Source organism: Pseudomonas sp. HC1(2025), assembly GCF_058742075.1.
In genome coordinates, this window is sequence record NZ_CP196017.1 from 4635545 (window position 1) to 4650231 (window position 14687).

The window sequence follows — 14687 nt, forward strand, 5'->3', positions numbered from 1 at the left end:
CCTCGCCCGTAAGCTGGGACTCCGTGAGAGCACAGGCATCCATAGCCTGGAGATCCTTGCAGGAGCTGGCTTGCCAGCGATAGCGCGATCGAAAACGCCATTGCCGGCCAGCCGGCTCCCGCAGGTTAGAAAGAGTCCGAACCCAAGGAAACCGTATGAGCCTGTCGTTGCTTAGCCGTTATGCATTCTTTGCCGTGTGTGTGATTTTCACCCTCGCCAGCCTCCCCTTTATCCAACACGAATGGCTGTGGCCCTTTACCCTGGTGACCGGCGTGCTCAGCCTGATCGGCGTGTTCGACCTGCTGCAAAGCCCCCACGCGGTGCGCCGCAATTACCCGATCCTGGGCAATATCCGCTACCTGGTGGAAGGCATCCGCCCGGAAATCCGCCAGTACCTGCTGGAGTCCGACAGCGATGCCCTGCCCTTCTCCCGGGCCCAGCGTTCGCTGGTGTATTCGCGGGCCAAGAATGAAAGCGCCGACAAACCCTTCGGCACCCTGATCGACGTGTATCAGTCCGGCTTCGAATTTATCGGCCACTCCATGCGCCCGGCCCCGTTGAGCGACCCCAGCGCATTTCGCGTGATGGTCGGCGGCCCGCAGTGCACGCAGCCGTATTCGGCGTCGGTGTTCAATATCTCGGCGATGAGTTTCGGCTCGTTGAGCGCCAATGCCATCCGCGCCCTCAACCAGGGGGCCAAGCTCGGCAACTTCGCCCATGACACTGGCGAAGGCAGCATCAGTGCCTACCACCGGGAAAACGGCGGCGACCTGACTTGGGAGCTGGGCAGCGGCTACTTCGGCTGCCGCACCAGCGACGGCCGTTTCGACCCGCAACGCTTTGCCGTGCAGGCGCAAAACCCGCAAGTGCGGATGATCGAAATCAAGATGAGCCAGGGCGCCAAACCCGGTCACGGGGGGATTCTGCCCAAGCACAAGGTGACCAAGGAAATCGCCGAGACCCGCGGCATTTTGATGGGCGAAGATTGCATCTCGCCATCCCGCCACAGCGCGTTTTCCACGCCGATTGAACTGATGCACTTTATCGCCCAGTTGCGTGAGCTGTCGGGCGGCAAGCCGGTGGGCTTCAAGTTCTGCCTGGGCCACCCGTGGGAGTTCATGGGCATTGCCAAGGCCATGCTGGAAACCGGGATCCTGCCGGACTTTATCGTGGTCGACGGCAAGGAAGGCGGCACTGGCGCTGCGCCCGTGGAATTCACCGACCACATCGGCGTGCCCCTGCGCGAAGGCCTGCTGTTTGTGCACAACACCCTGGTGGGCCTGAACCTGCGCGACAAGATCAAACTGGGCGCCAGCGGCAAGATCGTCAGCGCCTTCGATATCGCCAGCGTGCTGGCCATCGGCGCCGACTGGGCCAACTCGGCCCGGGGCTTTATGTTCGCCATCGGCTGTATCCAGTCGCAGTCTTGCCACACCAACAAATGCCCGACCGGCGTGGCCACCCAGGACCCTTTGCGCCAACGCGCACTGGTGGTGCCGGACAAGGCCCAGCGGGTGTTCAACTTCCACCGCAACACCCTCAAGGCCCTGGCGGAAATGCTCGCGGCGGCCGGCCTTGATCATCCGTCGCAATTGTCGGCCAAGCACCTGGTGCGGCGCATGTCGGCCACCGAGATCAAACTGTTTTCGCAGTTGCATGTGTTCTTAAAGCCTGGGGAACTGCTGACCGGCGAAGTGAACGGCGAGTTTTATTCGCGTATGTGGCAGATGGCGCGAGCCGACAGTTTCGAGCCCCATGAAGTAGAAGCTGCCTAAGGACCGATCTGATGTTGAAAGTTATTGCTGAAGACTTTATCCAACCCGAACACCTGGACACCGTGCGCCCCTGGTACGCCGAACTGGTGGAAAAAACCCGCCAGGAACCGCTGTGCATTGCCTACGACTTGTTCATCGACCAGAAAGACCCGGGGCACTTTATCTTTATCGAGCAATGGCCCGACCAGGCCGCGCTGGATGCGCACTGCCAGACCGAACACTTCACCCGCCTGGTGCCGCAGATCAATGCGTATCAGGCCAGGCCTTGCCGGGTGTTGTTGATGGATGGGTTTTAAATAATCTCCCGCTGCCGATCATCGATTCGGCAGCGGCTCTAGGGGATGTCATTGTAGTTTTCAGAATCGCGTATTTCTTTCATGACAATGTATCCCCCTTCAGAGGTCACATAAATCGAATAGAACTTACTGTCCACCACAGGCGAACCCACGCCATTTAAAGCAACCAACTTGTTAAAAACATCACGCTTACCGCCAACAACATTATTGATTCCCAACCGAGGAAAAAAGTGAGGATGCAGCAAGACGTTAGCATTACTCAAAATATACCTCAGTGCTGGCATATAGGTCATGGCATCGTGCCCCCGAGGTAGCCAGTTACCTCCCGTTTGTGGACCTACAAAATAAAATACCGGTACCAATCCCAGCTGTTTTTCCGAAACAATGTCTTTTGCAATATATTGAGCCATCGCCATCTCAAGCTCTTTTTTCGCGATAATTACCTGTCCATAGGCATAACAAAAGGCAAACATGAACAACACCGGAACTACCAACACCCATCGAGCGGCTAGCCAAGCTCGCCCCAGCACCTCATAGTTCAAATACAAGACAAGAACCAAGACAGCGGAAAATCCGATGTAATTTCTTGCATCCAGATTTGGCTCCACGAGAAACAGCATGACGCCAGGGATACTTAACAGCAATATTGGAAAACCAAGCAAATACACAGCCAGCACTATAACTCTGCTGAGTACTCCTCCTGGCATATCAACGATATTTTTCATAAATAAAACAAACGCAAACGTCGCGACAACCAGCAACAAAACAGTAAAATAAATTGCCCCAGGGTTAACCAATAGACCAACCTGTTCCATAGCGAAGATCAGTTTTTGACCCGCTACCTCAAGCCATCTAGCGTCAAAAACACTCAAGTTTCCTCGCCCATCCACAGTCAACTGGTAGGCAGTCAGAGCATAGATCAGGCTTCCTGCAGTCAGTTGCACAAACCTCTGCGTAGCTAATGACAAAGCTTTAACGGTAGAAATCCTATTTTTTACTCCACAGACGAATTCAACAATGCTCAAGCCAACAAACAGCGACAGGGTGGGCTGGTACAAGCTCAATGAAATAGCTATCAATAATGCGGATGCAAAACCCCGATAAACCACATGCTCAATAGTGCAGGTAATTGCATAAATGATCGCAACAACCGCCAACACCATGCCTGGACCATCAAACTGATAAGTCAGATTGCCCAAGAAAAAGGGGTTGCATAAAATGGGCAACACCACCAGGCAACTTAAAATACAGGGGCGAGTAAAATACCACAGGGTCAACCGCGTCATGGCCAATGCAAGTGCGAATACAGATATCAACAGCGGCAGAGGAAATATATTGGTTGTACCACCGGTAAACGTCAAGACCCTATGCAACACTTCAAGCAAGATCCGGCCTTGATTTTTCCACGCTTCTTGCGCCTGATGCAAAGCTCGCCAATTATCATCGACATAGGCATAGTCCGCATGAACAAGTGGATAAATATAAGCGAAGGAAAGCACTACAAACACTATCATTATTTCTTTTCGGCTCAACTCCCTTTGATTCCACATCGCACCTACCTCCGAGCCATGTTCCGAACTACTTCTTTCACTACATACCTCGGCCGATGCTTAGCCTCCATATAGATCCGCCCCACATACTCCCCCAATATGCCTATTCCGATCAGTTGCACACCCCCCAGAAACAGGATCGCCGTCATCAACGACGGATACCCCGGCACCTCATTGCCAAACAGCAACTTGTCGACAATCAGGTACCCCGCATACCCCAGTGCCAATAACGAAATACCGGCACCGATATAACTCCATAACCGCAACGGCAAGGTACTGAACGAAGTGATGCCCTCCAGCGCCAGGTTCCACAACTTCCAGGCATTGAATTTGCTCTGGCCAGCCACCCGTGAGGCCCGGTCATATTCGACAATCGCCACGGTGAACCCTGCCCAGGACAACACGCCCTTCATGAACAGTTGCTGCTCTGGCAGCGCCTTGATCACGTCCACCACCTTGCGATCCATCAGGCGGAAGTCGCCGACGTTTTCTTCGATATGGGTGTAAGCGATGCGATTGAGCAGGTGGTAGAACAGCGAGGCGCTGTGGCGTTTTAGGTAGCCATCGCTGGAGCGGTCGCGGCGTTTGGCCAGGACCACATCGGCGCCCTGCTGCCATTTCTCGATCAGGCAAGCAACCACCTCCACCGGGTCTTGCAGGTCGGCGTCCATCGGCACCACCGCCTCGCCACTGGCGTACTCAAGGCCGGCAAACAACGCCGGTTCCTTACCGAAGTTGCGCGAAAAGTTGATCAGCACCACGTTGCGATCAAGCAGCGCGATATCCCTGGCGATCTCCAGCGTGCGGTCGGTGCTGCCATCGTTGATAAAGACGATCTCGACCTCATGCTCCAGCAGCGATGGCTCGCGGCGTATGGCCTGGTAGAACGGCTCGATCGCCAGTTCTTCATTGAACAACGGCACGATCAGCGAAAGCCTCATGATTCAGGCCTGCGAAACACCAGGTACTTGGACAGCAGGAAGCCACACAACAGGCTACTGAGGGAAAACACCGCCACCGTGACCAGGCCGGGCAATCGCCAATAGTCACCCATCCAGCCGACCACCAGACTCAAACTGCCCAGGCACAGCATGAATAACAGGTAGCGGCCAAGCGAAGCGGATACCCCAAAGGTGAACGTGGCATTCACAAAAAACGAGAAGCTCGCCGCCACGCAAAACGCCAGGAAATTGCTCAAGGCCTGGCTCAGGTCAAGCGCTGCCCGGAGCACGAAAAAAAGCTGCCAGTGGATCACTGTGTTGGCGATGCCAATCACCGTATAGCTGGAGAACCCTATCCATAGTCTGCTCATGCCACCATCACGCCTCGTTGCCTATCGCAGCCGATAGGCAAGCAAGCCATGCTCACAAAAGCCCGTCTACTGTCAGAAATAACAGGTAGCAGCGCTTATACGACCAACGGCATGACCCTTTCGGGCAATTGAGACATTCAGTAATACCCAACCTTTGCAATTGCTTACAAATACCGCCAACCTGCGCCGGCCCGACGTACGGCGCGTACCATTGCCGACCATCCCGGGTCATTACTTAACGACTTGTTCAAGAGCCCGCAGCCATGCTTAACGGACGCGACCCGCGCATCGATTTTTTTCGGGGCCTGGCGTTGATCTTCATTTTTTGGGATCACGTGCCCCACAACCCGCTCGGTCAGATCACCCTGCGCAATTTCGGTTTCAGCGACGCCGCCGAGGTCTTTGTGTTCCTCGCCGGCTACGCCTCGGTACTGGCCTACAGCAAGGTGTTGCAGCGCGAAGGCTACCCGATGGCCTGCCTGAAAATCCTGCGCCGCGCCTGGGTGTTGTATGTGGTGCATATCTTTTTGCTGGCGATGCTGATGGGCATCGTGTTCTTCGCCAACAGCAAGGTAGAAACCCGCGACCTGGTGCAGGAAATGGGCCTGACCCACTTCATCACCAACCCACAACAAGCCCTGACCGATGAATTGCTGCTGCGCTTCAAGCCCAACCTGATGGACCCGTTGCCGCTGTATATCGTGTTGCTGCTGGGCTTGCCGCTGGTGCTGCCGGTGCTGGTACGCAAGCCCCTGGCGGTGGTAGTGGTGTCGATGGTGGTGTACCTGCTGGCGCCACGGCTGGGCTGGAACCTGGCGGCGATTGCCGATGGCGTGTGGTACTTCAATCCGGTGACCTGGCAGTTCCTGTTCGTCCTCGGCGGTGCGGCGGCAATCCGCGCAGGTATGCCCCGCGCACCGCAAACCCGGCCATTGCACAGGCAGCCGCTGTTTCTTGGCGCGGCGGCCTATACGCTGCTGGCTGGGGTGATCACCCTGTCCTGGCGCTGGCCCGAAATCCACGATGCCGTGATGCCGGCCGTGTTGAGCGAGCTGCTGTACCCCATCAGCAAGACCGACCTGTCGCCGGTACGCCTGCTGCACTTCCTGGCCCTGGCCTATGTCACCGCCAAGCTGCTGCCCGGCCGGGGCTGGACGCAAAACTGGCTGGCGCAACAAAGCTGCCGCATGGGGCGCTACTCCCTGGAGGTGTTCTGCTTGGGGGTGCTGCTGGCGCCGCTGGCGGACATGCTCAACGCCCAGGTCGACGACGCCTGGCCGATGCAGATATTCAGTGCGCTGCTGGGCCTGGTGTTGATGGCCGGGCTGGCGGCGTGGCTGGAGTTCAACAAGCAGTTGAACCAGGCCCAACGCAGTGAGGGCCGCCCGTTAAATAGTTAGGCCCCGGGCGCGCATGCGCAGTGCTTCCATCTGCCTTCCACTTATCGTGAAAGGTAGAGCGCATGCCGACTCATCATTTACTCAACGGCCTGTCTGGCAATCTGCAATCGAGTACCTCCTGGGCCCAGCAACAGGCGCTGGAGCTGATCCAGCGCAATGTGACCCAAGCCCTACAGGGCCTGGACACCGAAGAACAACAGCGTTTCGTGCAACTGCAACGCCAGGCCCACGCGGCACTGGCGGCCGTTGAAAGCGAAAAAGAACGGGTGGTGCGTTCCTTCAAGGCCGATGGCCTGGCGCAGTTGCGCAGCCGGATCGGCGGGCGCGATCCCGAGCAGTACCGCTTCGACACCACCTACATTGAAAAAATCGAGCAACCCTTACCCTGGGATCGCCAGCCCGGCAGCCACATCCGCACGCCGCGCCGCTCCGATATCGATTACCGCGAAATCGAACACGTCAAGAGCATGTCCCTGTGGGAAGCAGCCTGTGTGAACTTCGGCTTCACCTCAGGCCTGCGCCAGGACTCCGGCTACAGCCTCGTCGACGCCAGCAAAGTGGTGGGCCCCGACGGCGATCGCAGTCTCAAGGCTCGGGAGTTTATCGCCATCGCCCGCGAGCTGGACCTGGGCCACCAACTGCAAGTGAAGATCAAGGCCACCCTCGATCAGCAGGGTACGCTGCGCCGCTTGATGGGGGTGGCAGCGCAGGCCCTGTTGCAGTTCGATGCCCTGGACGCCTGGCGCAACCGCGCCCATAACGGCCTGACGCAAACGGTGTACGCAAGCCTCACCGCCTCGCTCGATGGCAGCGGGCCGCCACTGGCGGTCGAGAGCCTGAGCCTGACCTCGGGCGTCACCCCGATTGCCGCCGTGCCCTTCGTGCCCTGGGAGAGCGCCATTCCCGTGCCGCTCCTGCTGATCCGCGTGGCCAGCCTCGGGGTGCTGTCGTATTTCCCTTTCCGCCCCGGCGGTGCGTTTCGCTACCACCCCGACGCGCGCGCGGCAGAAGCCGACTTTCGCCGGCAACTGTGCGACAGCCATCGCCAGGACGACCTCGGCTGGTTTGCCCGGCAACTGCCGCTGGTGGGGCTGTCGGTGTTCAAGCCGTTGCTGACCCTGGAGAAGCGCCCCGAAGGCCTGAACTGGCTGGCCGGCAAGCTGTACGACGGGTTTCACGCAGCCTTCCCCGAACGCACCCTCGACGACATCCGCTTCGCCGCCGATCCACCCAGAGGCCCCGCCGAAACCCTGCTGCAAACCCTGACTTATCGGCAGGTCCAGCGCTGCCAGGCCGATATGGACACCCTGGCCAACACCCGCTCCGAAGCCGATTGGCAAGCACTCAAGGACGCCGCTGCGGCCATCGCCGCCGAAGTCCTGCAACTGCTGCTCACGCCCCTGCCCGGCGGAGTCACGGGAATGAACCGGGTGATGCAACTGGCGGTGCTGGGCAGCATGACCTACAGCGTCAGCGTGGGCCTGAATGAAGCAGCCAAGGGCGATGCCAGCAGCTTTGCCACGACCCTCAGCGATGTCGCCGACCTGGCCATCAGCGGGCGCCTGATCAGCATCGCCGGCAGGGTCCATCGCCAGCGCATGCTCGAACACCTGCAGCGCCTGGGCAACCCGCGCAAGGTGACGCGGCCCGACAGGGTCGATGAACTGTGGAAGCCTGACGCGCACCCCTACGCCCATGACGAGCCTTACCTGCTGGAGGGCAAGACTGCCGATGCCCTGTGCGTATTCGCCGTGCAGGGCAAGCAGTACGTCAAGCTGCACCATGAACAGCAGACCCAGGTCGCCGAAGTCACCCACGACCAGCAAACCCAGCGCTACGTGCTCAAGAACGGGCGCAGCAGCTACAAGCCACCCATCGTGTTCGACCCGGCGCTGCAAGCCTGGACCTTCGACCTGCATAACGCCCAGGCCCTGTCGGATACCCAGTTGCTGCAACAGATGCTGCCCGGCGACTCCTCGAACATCACCCAGCTCGACCTCGAGCAAATGTTGCTCTGCACCGCCACCTCCCGTGCAACCCTCGACAAGGTATGGCACGGCGAGCCGGCGCCGTTGAACCTGATCGAAGGTGTGCGGCGCCTGCAAGCCGACCAACTGATCCAGCACATCATCGGGCGCTTCCATCAAGCCGGTTATCTGCCGCCCTATGGCGACAGCGTAGTGCTGTGCCTGCTGACCCAGTTGCCCGAATGGCCGGCCACCGCCCTGCTGAGCATCCGCGATCCGCAGCGCAGCGTGATCGAGACCTTCGGCAAAAGCACCCAGCCACTGCTCGAGCCGACGACCATTACGATCATCCGCAACGAAGACGGCAGCTACCAAAGTGAAGAGGATAGCGGCCAGGTGCCTTACCGCGCCGAACCGCTGTTGGGCCTGGTGATCAGCCTGCAACCCGGCACCTCGCAACTGGGCCTGAGCAACCAACCCGATGCCACGCCGGCCCAGCGGATCATGGCGGTGCGCCAGGCCGTGGTCACCCTGGCACGCCAGGAGCGCCTGACGCTGTTTGCCGCGCTGGTCAGTTACGCCGGCTATGAAAAACCCGAGCAACTGCCGCCCGCCGCTGTGCGCCGCTTCCTGCCCGTCAAGGCCTCCGCGCCGCTGGTGGCCGTCACACCGCTGCTGAAAAAACTGCGCGACCTAAACCGCCCCTTGTCTGCAGCCCTGCTGGAACGGCTGCTGGAACAACAGCCGCTGACACCCCGCCAACAACGGGCCTACCTGCAAGGTGGGGAACTGCCCGGCGCCTTTCGTGAATTGCTGGACAACCACCGCACTTGCCTGCGCATCGACGCGGCCATCGATGGCCTGTACCACCCACGGTTATTCAACAACGACGCCGACCAATGGGCCAGGGAGTTCGCCTCGGCCCTGGTACGCCAGCGGCTCCAGCGCGGCTTCGTGATTACCGAGGTGCGCGACGGCGGGATCGCCAAACCCTATCGCTCCAGCGGTCCTGACGATCTCACCGTGGAGCTGCGCCACAGCGGCGAGGGCCACTATGAAGCCTATGACATGCGCAACGCGGGCACGATCGCCGTAACACCGGCCGTCGACAGTTTCTACCTGGCCATCGGTTCGGTGTTGCAACCCCATGAGCGGGAACTGCTGGGCATGGCCAGCGTGACCGACGCCCCAGGCCTGCGAAACACCCTGGGCAAGTACATGAGCGACCAGCGCAACCCGCAAGGCTATGTGCGCCTGGCCGACGGTTCGCTGAAGCAATACGAGCACACCCTGTCTCTGCCGGCCAAACTGCTGCCCGATACCCAGGGGCTGTATTCCCATGAGGGCGAGCATTACCTGCCGTTGTTTGGCTCGCTGTACCGCGTCATCTATGACCAGCGGGTTTTCCGGTGGCGGCTCAAGCACCCGGACAAGATTGGCGTCGATACGCCCACCCTGGAACACAACCGTGAAGGGGCCTGGCGTCTGTCCAGCGAGAACCCCATGGAATGGGACGAGCATCGACTGCTGTACCGCCTGGGGGGTGACCACCAACTGGTCGACGAGGGCGAAGCTGCGAAAATCATCGCCCTGACCGACACCCCGGCCCACGTGCTGCGCCAGGTCCACCGCAGCGGCCGGCCGGCCCCGCCGATGCTTGCCGATACCTGTAAGCGCTTCAGGATGGACCAGCAGATCACCCAGTTCATCGTCTCGCTCTATCAGGTGCCCAGCACCTCGGTCGCCAACCCGGACCTGCGCCTGCTGATCCTCACCAGCCTGCCAGGCTGGCCCGCCAGCCACGTGCTGGAGATTGTCGGCAGCGCCAGCCCCCTGCGCTACCCAACAAACCAAGCACCCGGGGCCAAGGTGGTACAAGTCACCGACCAGGACATCAGGAGCCCCGGGCTCCTGGAAAAACTCGTCACCGACGACGACCTTGCCCTGGCCCTGCTCGGCGAGCTGCCGCAAACCCTGGAACAGCGCCTGGTCCAACTGATCAACCGGATGGTCGAATACACTGAGCGCGAGCGTGGGCAAATCCTCGAATCCATGTACCAGCGCAGCGAGGCCGCAACCACCGCCCAGGAGCGCCCCGTCAAGACCCAGTACCCGGCGCTGCCGAACAACGCGGTCAAGGCGATTCTCGGCCATGCCTCGCCGCGGGAACTCAAGCAACTGCATGAAAAAAACCAACTGAGCCTGCGCCTGTCAGAACAGGCGCGCCTGACAACCCATGACTTGCGCCTCAACCGTGCCTTCGAAGGCTTGTATGTGGACGCCTGCGCCAATGCCGACAGCGACCGGATCACGCTGTACCTGCTGCGCCGGCTGCCGACCTGGCCGAAGAACCTGCGCGTCGATATCCGCGAATGGGACGACCAGGGACGCCTGCTGGAAACAGCGGGCCACCTGGCGGGTTCGTCACGCAAGACCGTGGCCAGGACCAACCGTGGATATCAGGCCTATGACGAACACGGCAAGACACTCGGCCAACCGTCGACCCGATTGCTGATGGTCATTCTCAGCACCTTGTCCGCTGCCGAGCAGGTGTTGCTGGAGGCTGACACCGACAGCGCGATTGCCGAGTTGCGCCGCCAGATCGCCGAGCAGGCCCTGGCTCGCCGCGTGGAGATCAAGGGCCTGCTGGATATCCCGCACTTGCAGCCCTGGATGCAACCGCCCATGGGCCTGGATCGTTCGTTCCTGGTGTACCCGCTGTGGCAGCGCCTCTGGCCGTTTCACGGGCCACGGCCGCCGAACCTGGTAGCCAAGGTCCAGGAGCTGTACCCGCGCTTGGGCAATGCCGATGCACGCAGCTTCCTGAGCGCGTTGAACATGACCGACCCGGAAAAACTGCTCGAACTGGAACGGCTGAAAGCCGAGTACCAGGCCATGGATACGCAACTGACGCGCTGGAGCGAAACCCCTGTGGCGGCCGACAACCCTCTGATCGACCCGTTGGGCACCGGCCGGGGCAGGCGGCGCTATATCGCCTCCCAACTGTGTGCGGCATGGCGCCGGGAAACCTCCACGGTGTACATGGCCGGCCTGTTCAACGTACCGTCACTGGAGTTGCAACTGGACGACGAAGGCTTGCCACCGGCCTCGTTCATAACCGGGACCAGCGGTTTCAATCACATTCAATTCCTGCGGATTTCCGGTAACGCGTTCCCCGCTTCGGGGCCGGACTTTCTGACCAAGTTCACCGGGCTCGCAGTGCTGCGCCTGGATTGTTACCTGACGGAACTGCCCAGCGCGGTCACCGATATGACCACGCTCAACCACCTTGACCTGAACGACAACGACCTTCGCCTGACCGAAGACGCCGTGCAACGCCTGGCCGGCATGGTCAATCTGCAACACCTCGACCTCAACGATAATCCGGACCTGGACCTGACCCCGGATGTCAGCCAAATGAGCCGGCTACGCCGCCTGCGCCTGGCCAACACCGGCATCAGCCAATGGCCGATCGGCGCCGGCGCCCTGCCGGTTTTGGAGGAGTTGCACCTGCAGACCAACTCGATTAGCACCATTCCCGAAGAAGTGTTCACCAACCCGTGGCTGCAAGCCGCCAATCGCAACACCTTTTTGCATGAGAACCCGCTGACCGCCGAGACCCTGGCACGCATCGACCGCTACTACCTCGAGACCGGTATTCGCCTGGGTGGCCAACTGCGCACCCCCGCCCATGCCCCAGCGACGCCCAATGACTTCGACACCTGGCTGACCGACGTCGCCGAGAAGGACGTAACGCCGCGCCGACAATTGTGGGAACAGCTCAAGGCCAATGAAACGGCGAGTGCCGATGATGTATTCCGCGTGCTGCGTGACCTGAAGAATACGCACGCCTACCGCAACAAAAAGTTGAGGCCTGGCCTGACCAAGCGAGTCTGGACCTTGTTGCAGGCCATGGGCGAGTCGACGCAACTGCGCAACGCGGTGTGCCTCAACACCTACGGCTCCGGCAACTGCGGCGACAGTGTGCTGCTGGCCTTTACCAACATGGAACTGCACCACCGGATCCATCAGGCCAAGTTGCAACCGCGCAGTTATCTGGCTGACCGGGCGTTGCTGGAATTGGCCGAGAGTTGCTTCTACCTCAACCAACTGGACCACTTTGCCGACCAGTTCATTCTCGAGCGCGAGCGTGCCGGGCTGCCTGTCGATCCGGCCGAGGTCACGGTATACCTGCGCAGCCAATTGGCCAGTGAATTCAAATTGCCGTTTTATCCGCTGGAGCTGCTGTACACCGTGGATGACTATGTCACCGATGAGGTGGTGGGCCGGGCACGCAGCACCCTGCGCAGACTCGGCCAATCACCGGCCGTGCAGGAGGCGATTTTGATGAGTGAGTTCTGGATTGAGTATTTGGCCAACAGTCATCCGGAGCCTTTTATCACGGTCAAGCAAGCCGTGAGCTACAAGGTCAGCCTGTTGAATCGGGAACTCCAGGACAAACGTTCGCAGGTATTTCTGGAGCGGCGCCAGGCACTGGTTGACCTGGAAACCAGCGAACATAACCGCCTGGTCCGGCAGTTGACGGAGGGCACGCAACGGGCGCTGATGCGCACCTGAACCTGGGCCGGCCTGTCGCAGGTGACAGGCCGGCCAGGGCTCAAGGGTTTACGCCGAACGCTGTGAACCGACGCCGGCCTGGGTCGGTTGCAGCTTGAACACGTAGAACAGCACGGTCAGGAACAGCAGGAACACCGGCCCGACATACAGCGCGATACGGGTATCGGGGAAGTACGCCATCAGGCCCACCACCAGCACCAGGAACGCCAGGGCCAGGTACGAACTGACCGGGTACAGCCACATGCGGTACTTCAGGGCTTTCTGTTCGGCCGGGCTCAGGCTTTTGCGGAACTTGAGCTGGGCCAGCAGGATCATCACCCAGGTCCAGATCGCGCCGAAGGTGGCGATGGAAGTGACCCACACGAAGACCTTGTCCGGCACCAGGTAGTTGAGCAGCACGCCCAGCAGCAGGGCGAAGATCGACAGCAGCAGCGCATTGCGGGGTACGCCGTTGCGCGAGGTGGTGCCGAAGGTCGCCGGGGCCTGGCCGTTCTGCGCCAGGCTGTAGAGCATGCGCCCGGTGCTGAAGATCCCGCCGTTGCACGACGACAGCGCGGCGGTGATCACCACGAAGTTGATGATGCCGGCGGCAGTCTTGATGCCCAGGCGCTCGAAGGTCATCACAAACGGGCTGCCCTGGGTGCCGATTTCATTCCATGGGTAGATCGACAGGATCACGAACAACGCACCGACGTAGAACAGCAGGATGCGCCAGAACACCGAGCCAATGGCATTGGGGATGGTTTTTTGCGGGTTCTTCGCTTCACCGGCGGTCAGGCCGATCATTTCCACGCCCAGGTAGGCGAACATCACCATCTGCAAGGACATCAACACACCCTGCACGCCATTGGGCATGAAGCCGCCGTGGGCCCACAGGTTGGAAATCCCCAGCGCCACGCCGTCGTTGCCGAAACCAAAGGCAATGATACCGACGCCGCCAATCACCATGGCAATGATGGTGACGATCTTGATCAGGGCGAACCAGAACTCGAACTCACCGAAGGCCTTGACCGCGATCAGGTTGATGGTGCCCATGCTGATCAGGGCGGCCAGGGCCCAGATCCAGCGCGGTGTATCGGGGAACCAGACGCCCATGTACACGGCGACGGCGGTGATTTCTGCAACGCAGGTCACCAGCCACAGGAACCAGTAGTTCCAACCGGTCAAAAAGCCCGCCAACGGGCCGAGGTAGTCCTGGGCGTAACGGCTGAAGGAGCCGGCCACCGGGTTGTGTACGGCCATCTCACCGAGGGCGCGCATGATCACCAGGATCGCCAGGCCGCCGATGATGTACGAGAGCATGATTGCCGGGCCGGCCATTTCAATGGCCTTGGCCGAACCAAGGAACAGACCGACACCGATACAGGCGCCGAGCGCCATCAAGCGAATATGCCGTTCGCCGAGTTCGCGTTTGAGCGGGCCGCCGGAAGCGGTCTCGCCGTGGGGCTGATGGTTGCCAACAGGCATAGGGGTACAACCTCATTTTGTTATTGGATTGAACCACCGAGTCTCGGGCGTACCAGCGGGTGGGCTCGTACGCCTGGGTCACCGGGCCTACCTTGTGGGCAGATCCGTCTGACAGGAAAACCGGCCAGATCAGCGGGCGTGCAGTATAAAAAGCTCCCTATAGAGCTTTTCACTCAATAAACGGCAAAATTCAGCGAGAACTCTCGGCAAAAGCCGATATGACGGCGAGGCATCATCTGCCTGGAACGCCGTTCTCCCTGGAAAACGGCGGCGAGTATTGCACAGCATGGGTGCAGCGTCATGCCCCTACCCTGGTCGCATTTACCAATCGCAAAGGCTCTA

At 60.1% G+C, this 14687-nt stretch carries 8 protein-coding genes; 4 read left to right on the forward strand and 4 right to left on the reverse strand.

Translation table 11 applies throughout. The features are described 5' to 3' along the window. Positions 1-155 precede the first annotated feature (155 nt). Both ACSSVH_RS20785 and ACSSVH_RS20790 read left to right on the forward strand, forming a co-directional pair. Complete coding sequence (locus tag ACSSVH_RS20785; protein WP_169954474.1) at positions 156-1775, forward strand: FMN-binding glutamate synthase family protein; 1620 nt, start codon at positions 156-158, stop codon at positions 1773-1775. An 11-nt stretch (positions 1776-1786) separates the two neighbouring features. Further along, entirely contained in the window at positions 1787-2071 is a 285-nt protein-coding gene (locus ACSSVH_RS20790; RefSeq protein WP_169954475.1) for a putative quinol monooxygenase, read from the forward strand. Positions 2072-2109: 38 nt separating this feature from the next. Here the strand turns inward: ACSSVH_RS20790 and ACSSVH_RS20795 are convergent, their stop codons facing one another. From ACSSVH_RS20795 to ACSSVH_RS20805, 3 genes are read right to left on the reverse strand one after another with little or no spacing between them, the layout of a single operon-like run. Next, positions 2110-3603: a glucosyltransferase domain-containing protein gene (locus ACSSVH_RS20795; protein ID WP_492633670.1), complete on the reverse strand. Its 1494-nt coding sequence runs from the start codon at positions 3601-3603 to the stop codon at positions 2110-2112. Between the two features lie 23 nt (positions 3604-3626). Next, on the reverse strand, positions 3627-4562 hold the full coding sequence (locus ACSSVH_RS20800) for a glycosyltransferase family 2 protein (RefSeq protein ID WP_170041813.1): 936 nt from the start codon (positions 4560-4562) through the stop codon (positions 3627-3629). Continuing rightward, positions 4559-4933 (reverse strand): GtrA family protein, encoded by a 375-nt coding sequence (locus tag ACSSVH_RS20805; protein ID WP_492633671.1) that lies wholly within the window; start codon positions 4931-4933, stop codon positions 4559-4561. The genes ACSSVH_RS20800 and ACSSVH_RS20805 overlap by 4 nt, the downstream gene beginning before the upstream one ends. Positions 4934-5196: 263 nt before the next feature. On the opposite strand from ACSSVH_RS20805, the gene ACSSVH_RS20810 reads away from it, so the two are divergent. Further along, a complete protein-coding gene (locus ACSSVH_RS20810) occupies positions 5197-6333 on the forward strand; it encodes an OpgC domain-containing protein (RefSeq protein ID WP_170041811.1) in 1137 nt (378 codons plus the stop codon). Positions 6334-6395: 62 nt separating this feature from the next. Further along, positions 6396-12878, forward strand: a complete 6483-nt coding sequence (locus tag ACSSVH_RS20815; protein WP_492633672.1) for an NEL-type E3 ubiquitin ligase domain-containing protein — start codon at positions 6396-6398, stop codon at positions 12876-12878. Positions 12879-12926: 48 nt separating this feature from the next. Here ACSSVH_RS20815 and ACSSVH_RS20820 read toward each other — a convergent pair whose 3' ends face one another. Then, positions 12927-14345, reverse strand: a complete 1419-nt coding sequence (locus tag ACSSVH_RS20820) for an amino acid permease (RefSeq protein WP_170041809.1) — start codon at positions 14343-14345, stop codon at positions 12927-12929. Positions 14346-14687: the final 342 nt, after the last annotated feature.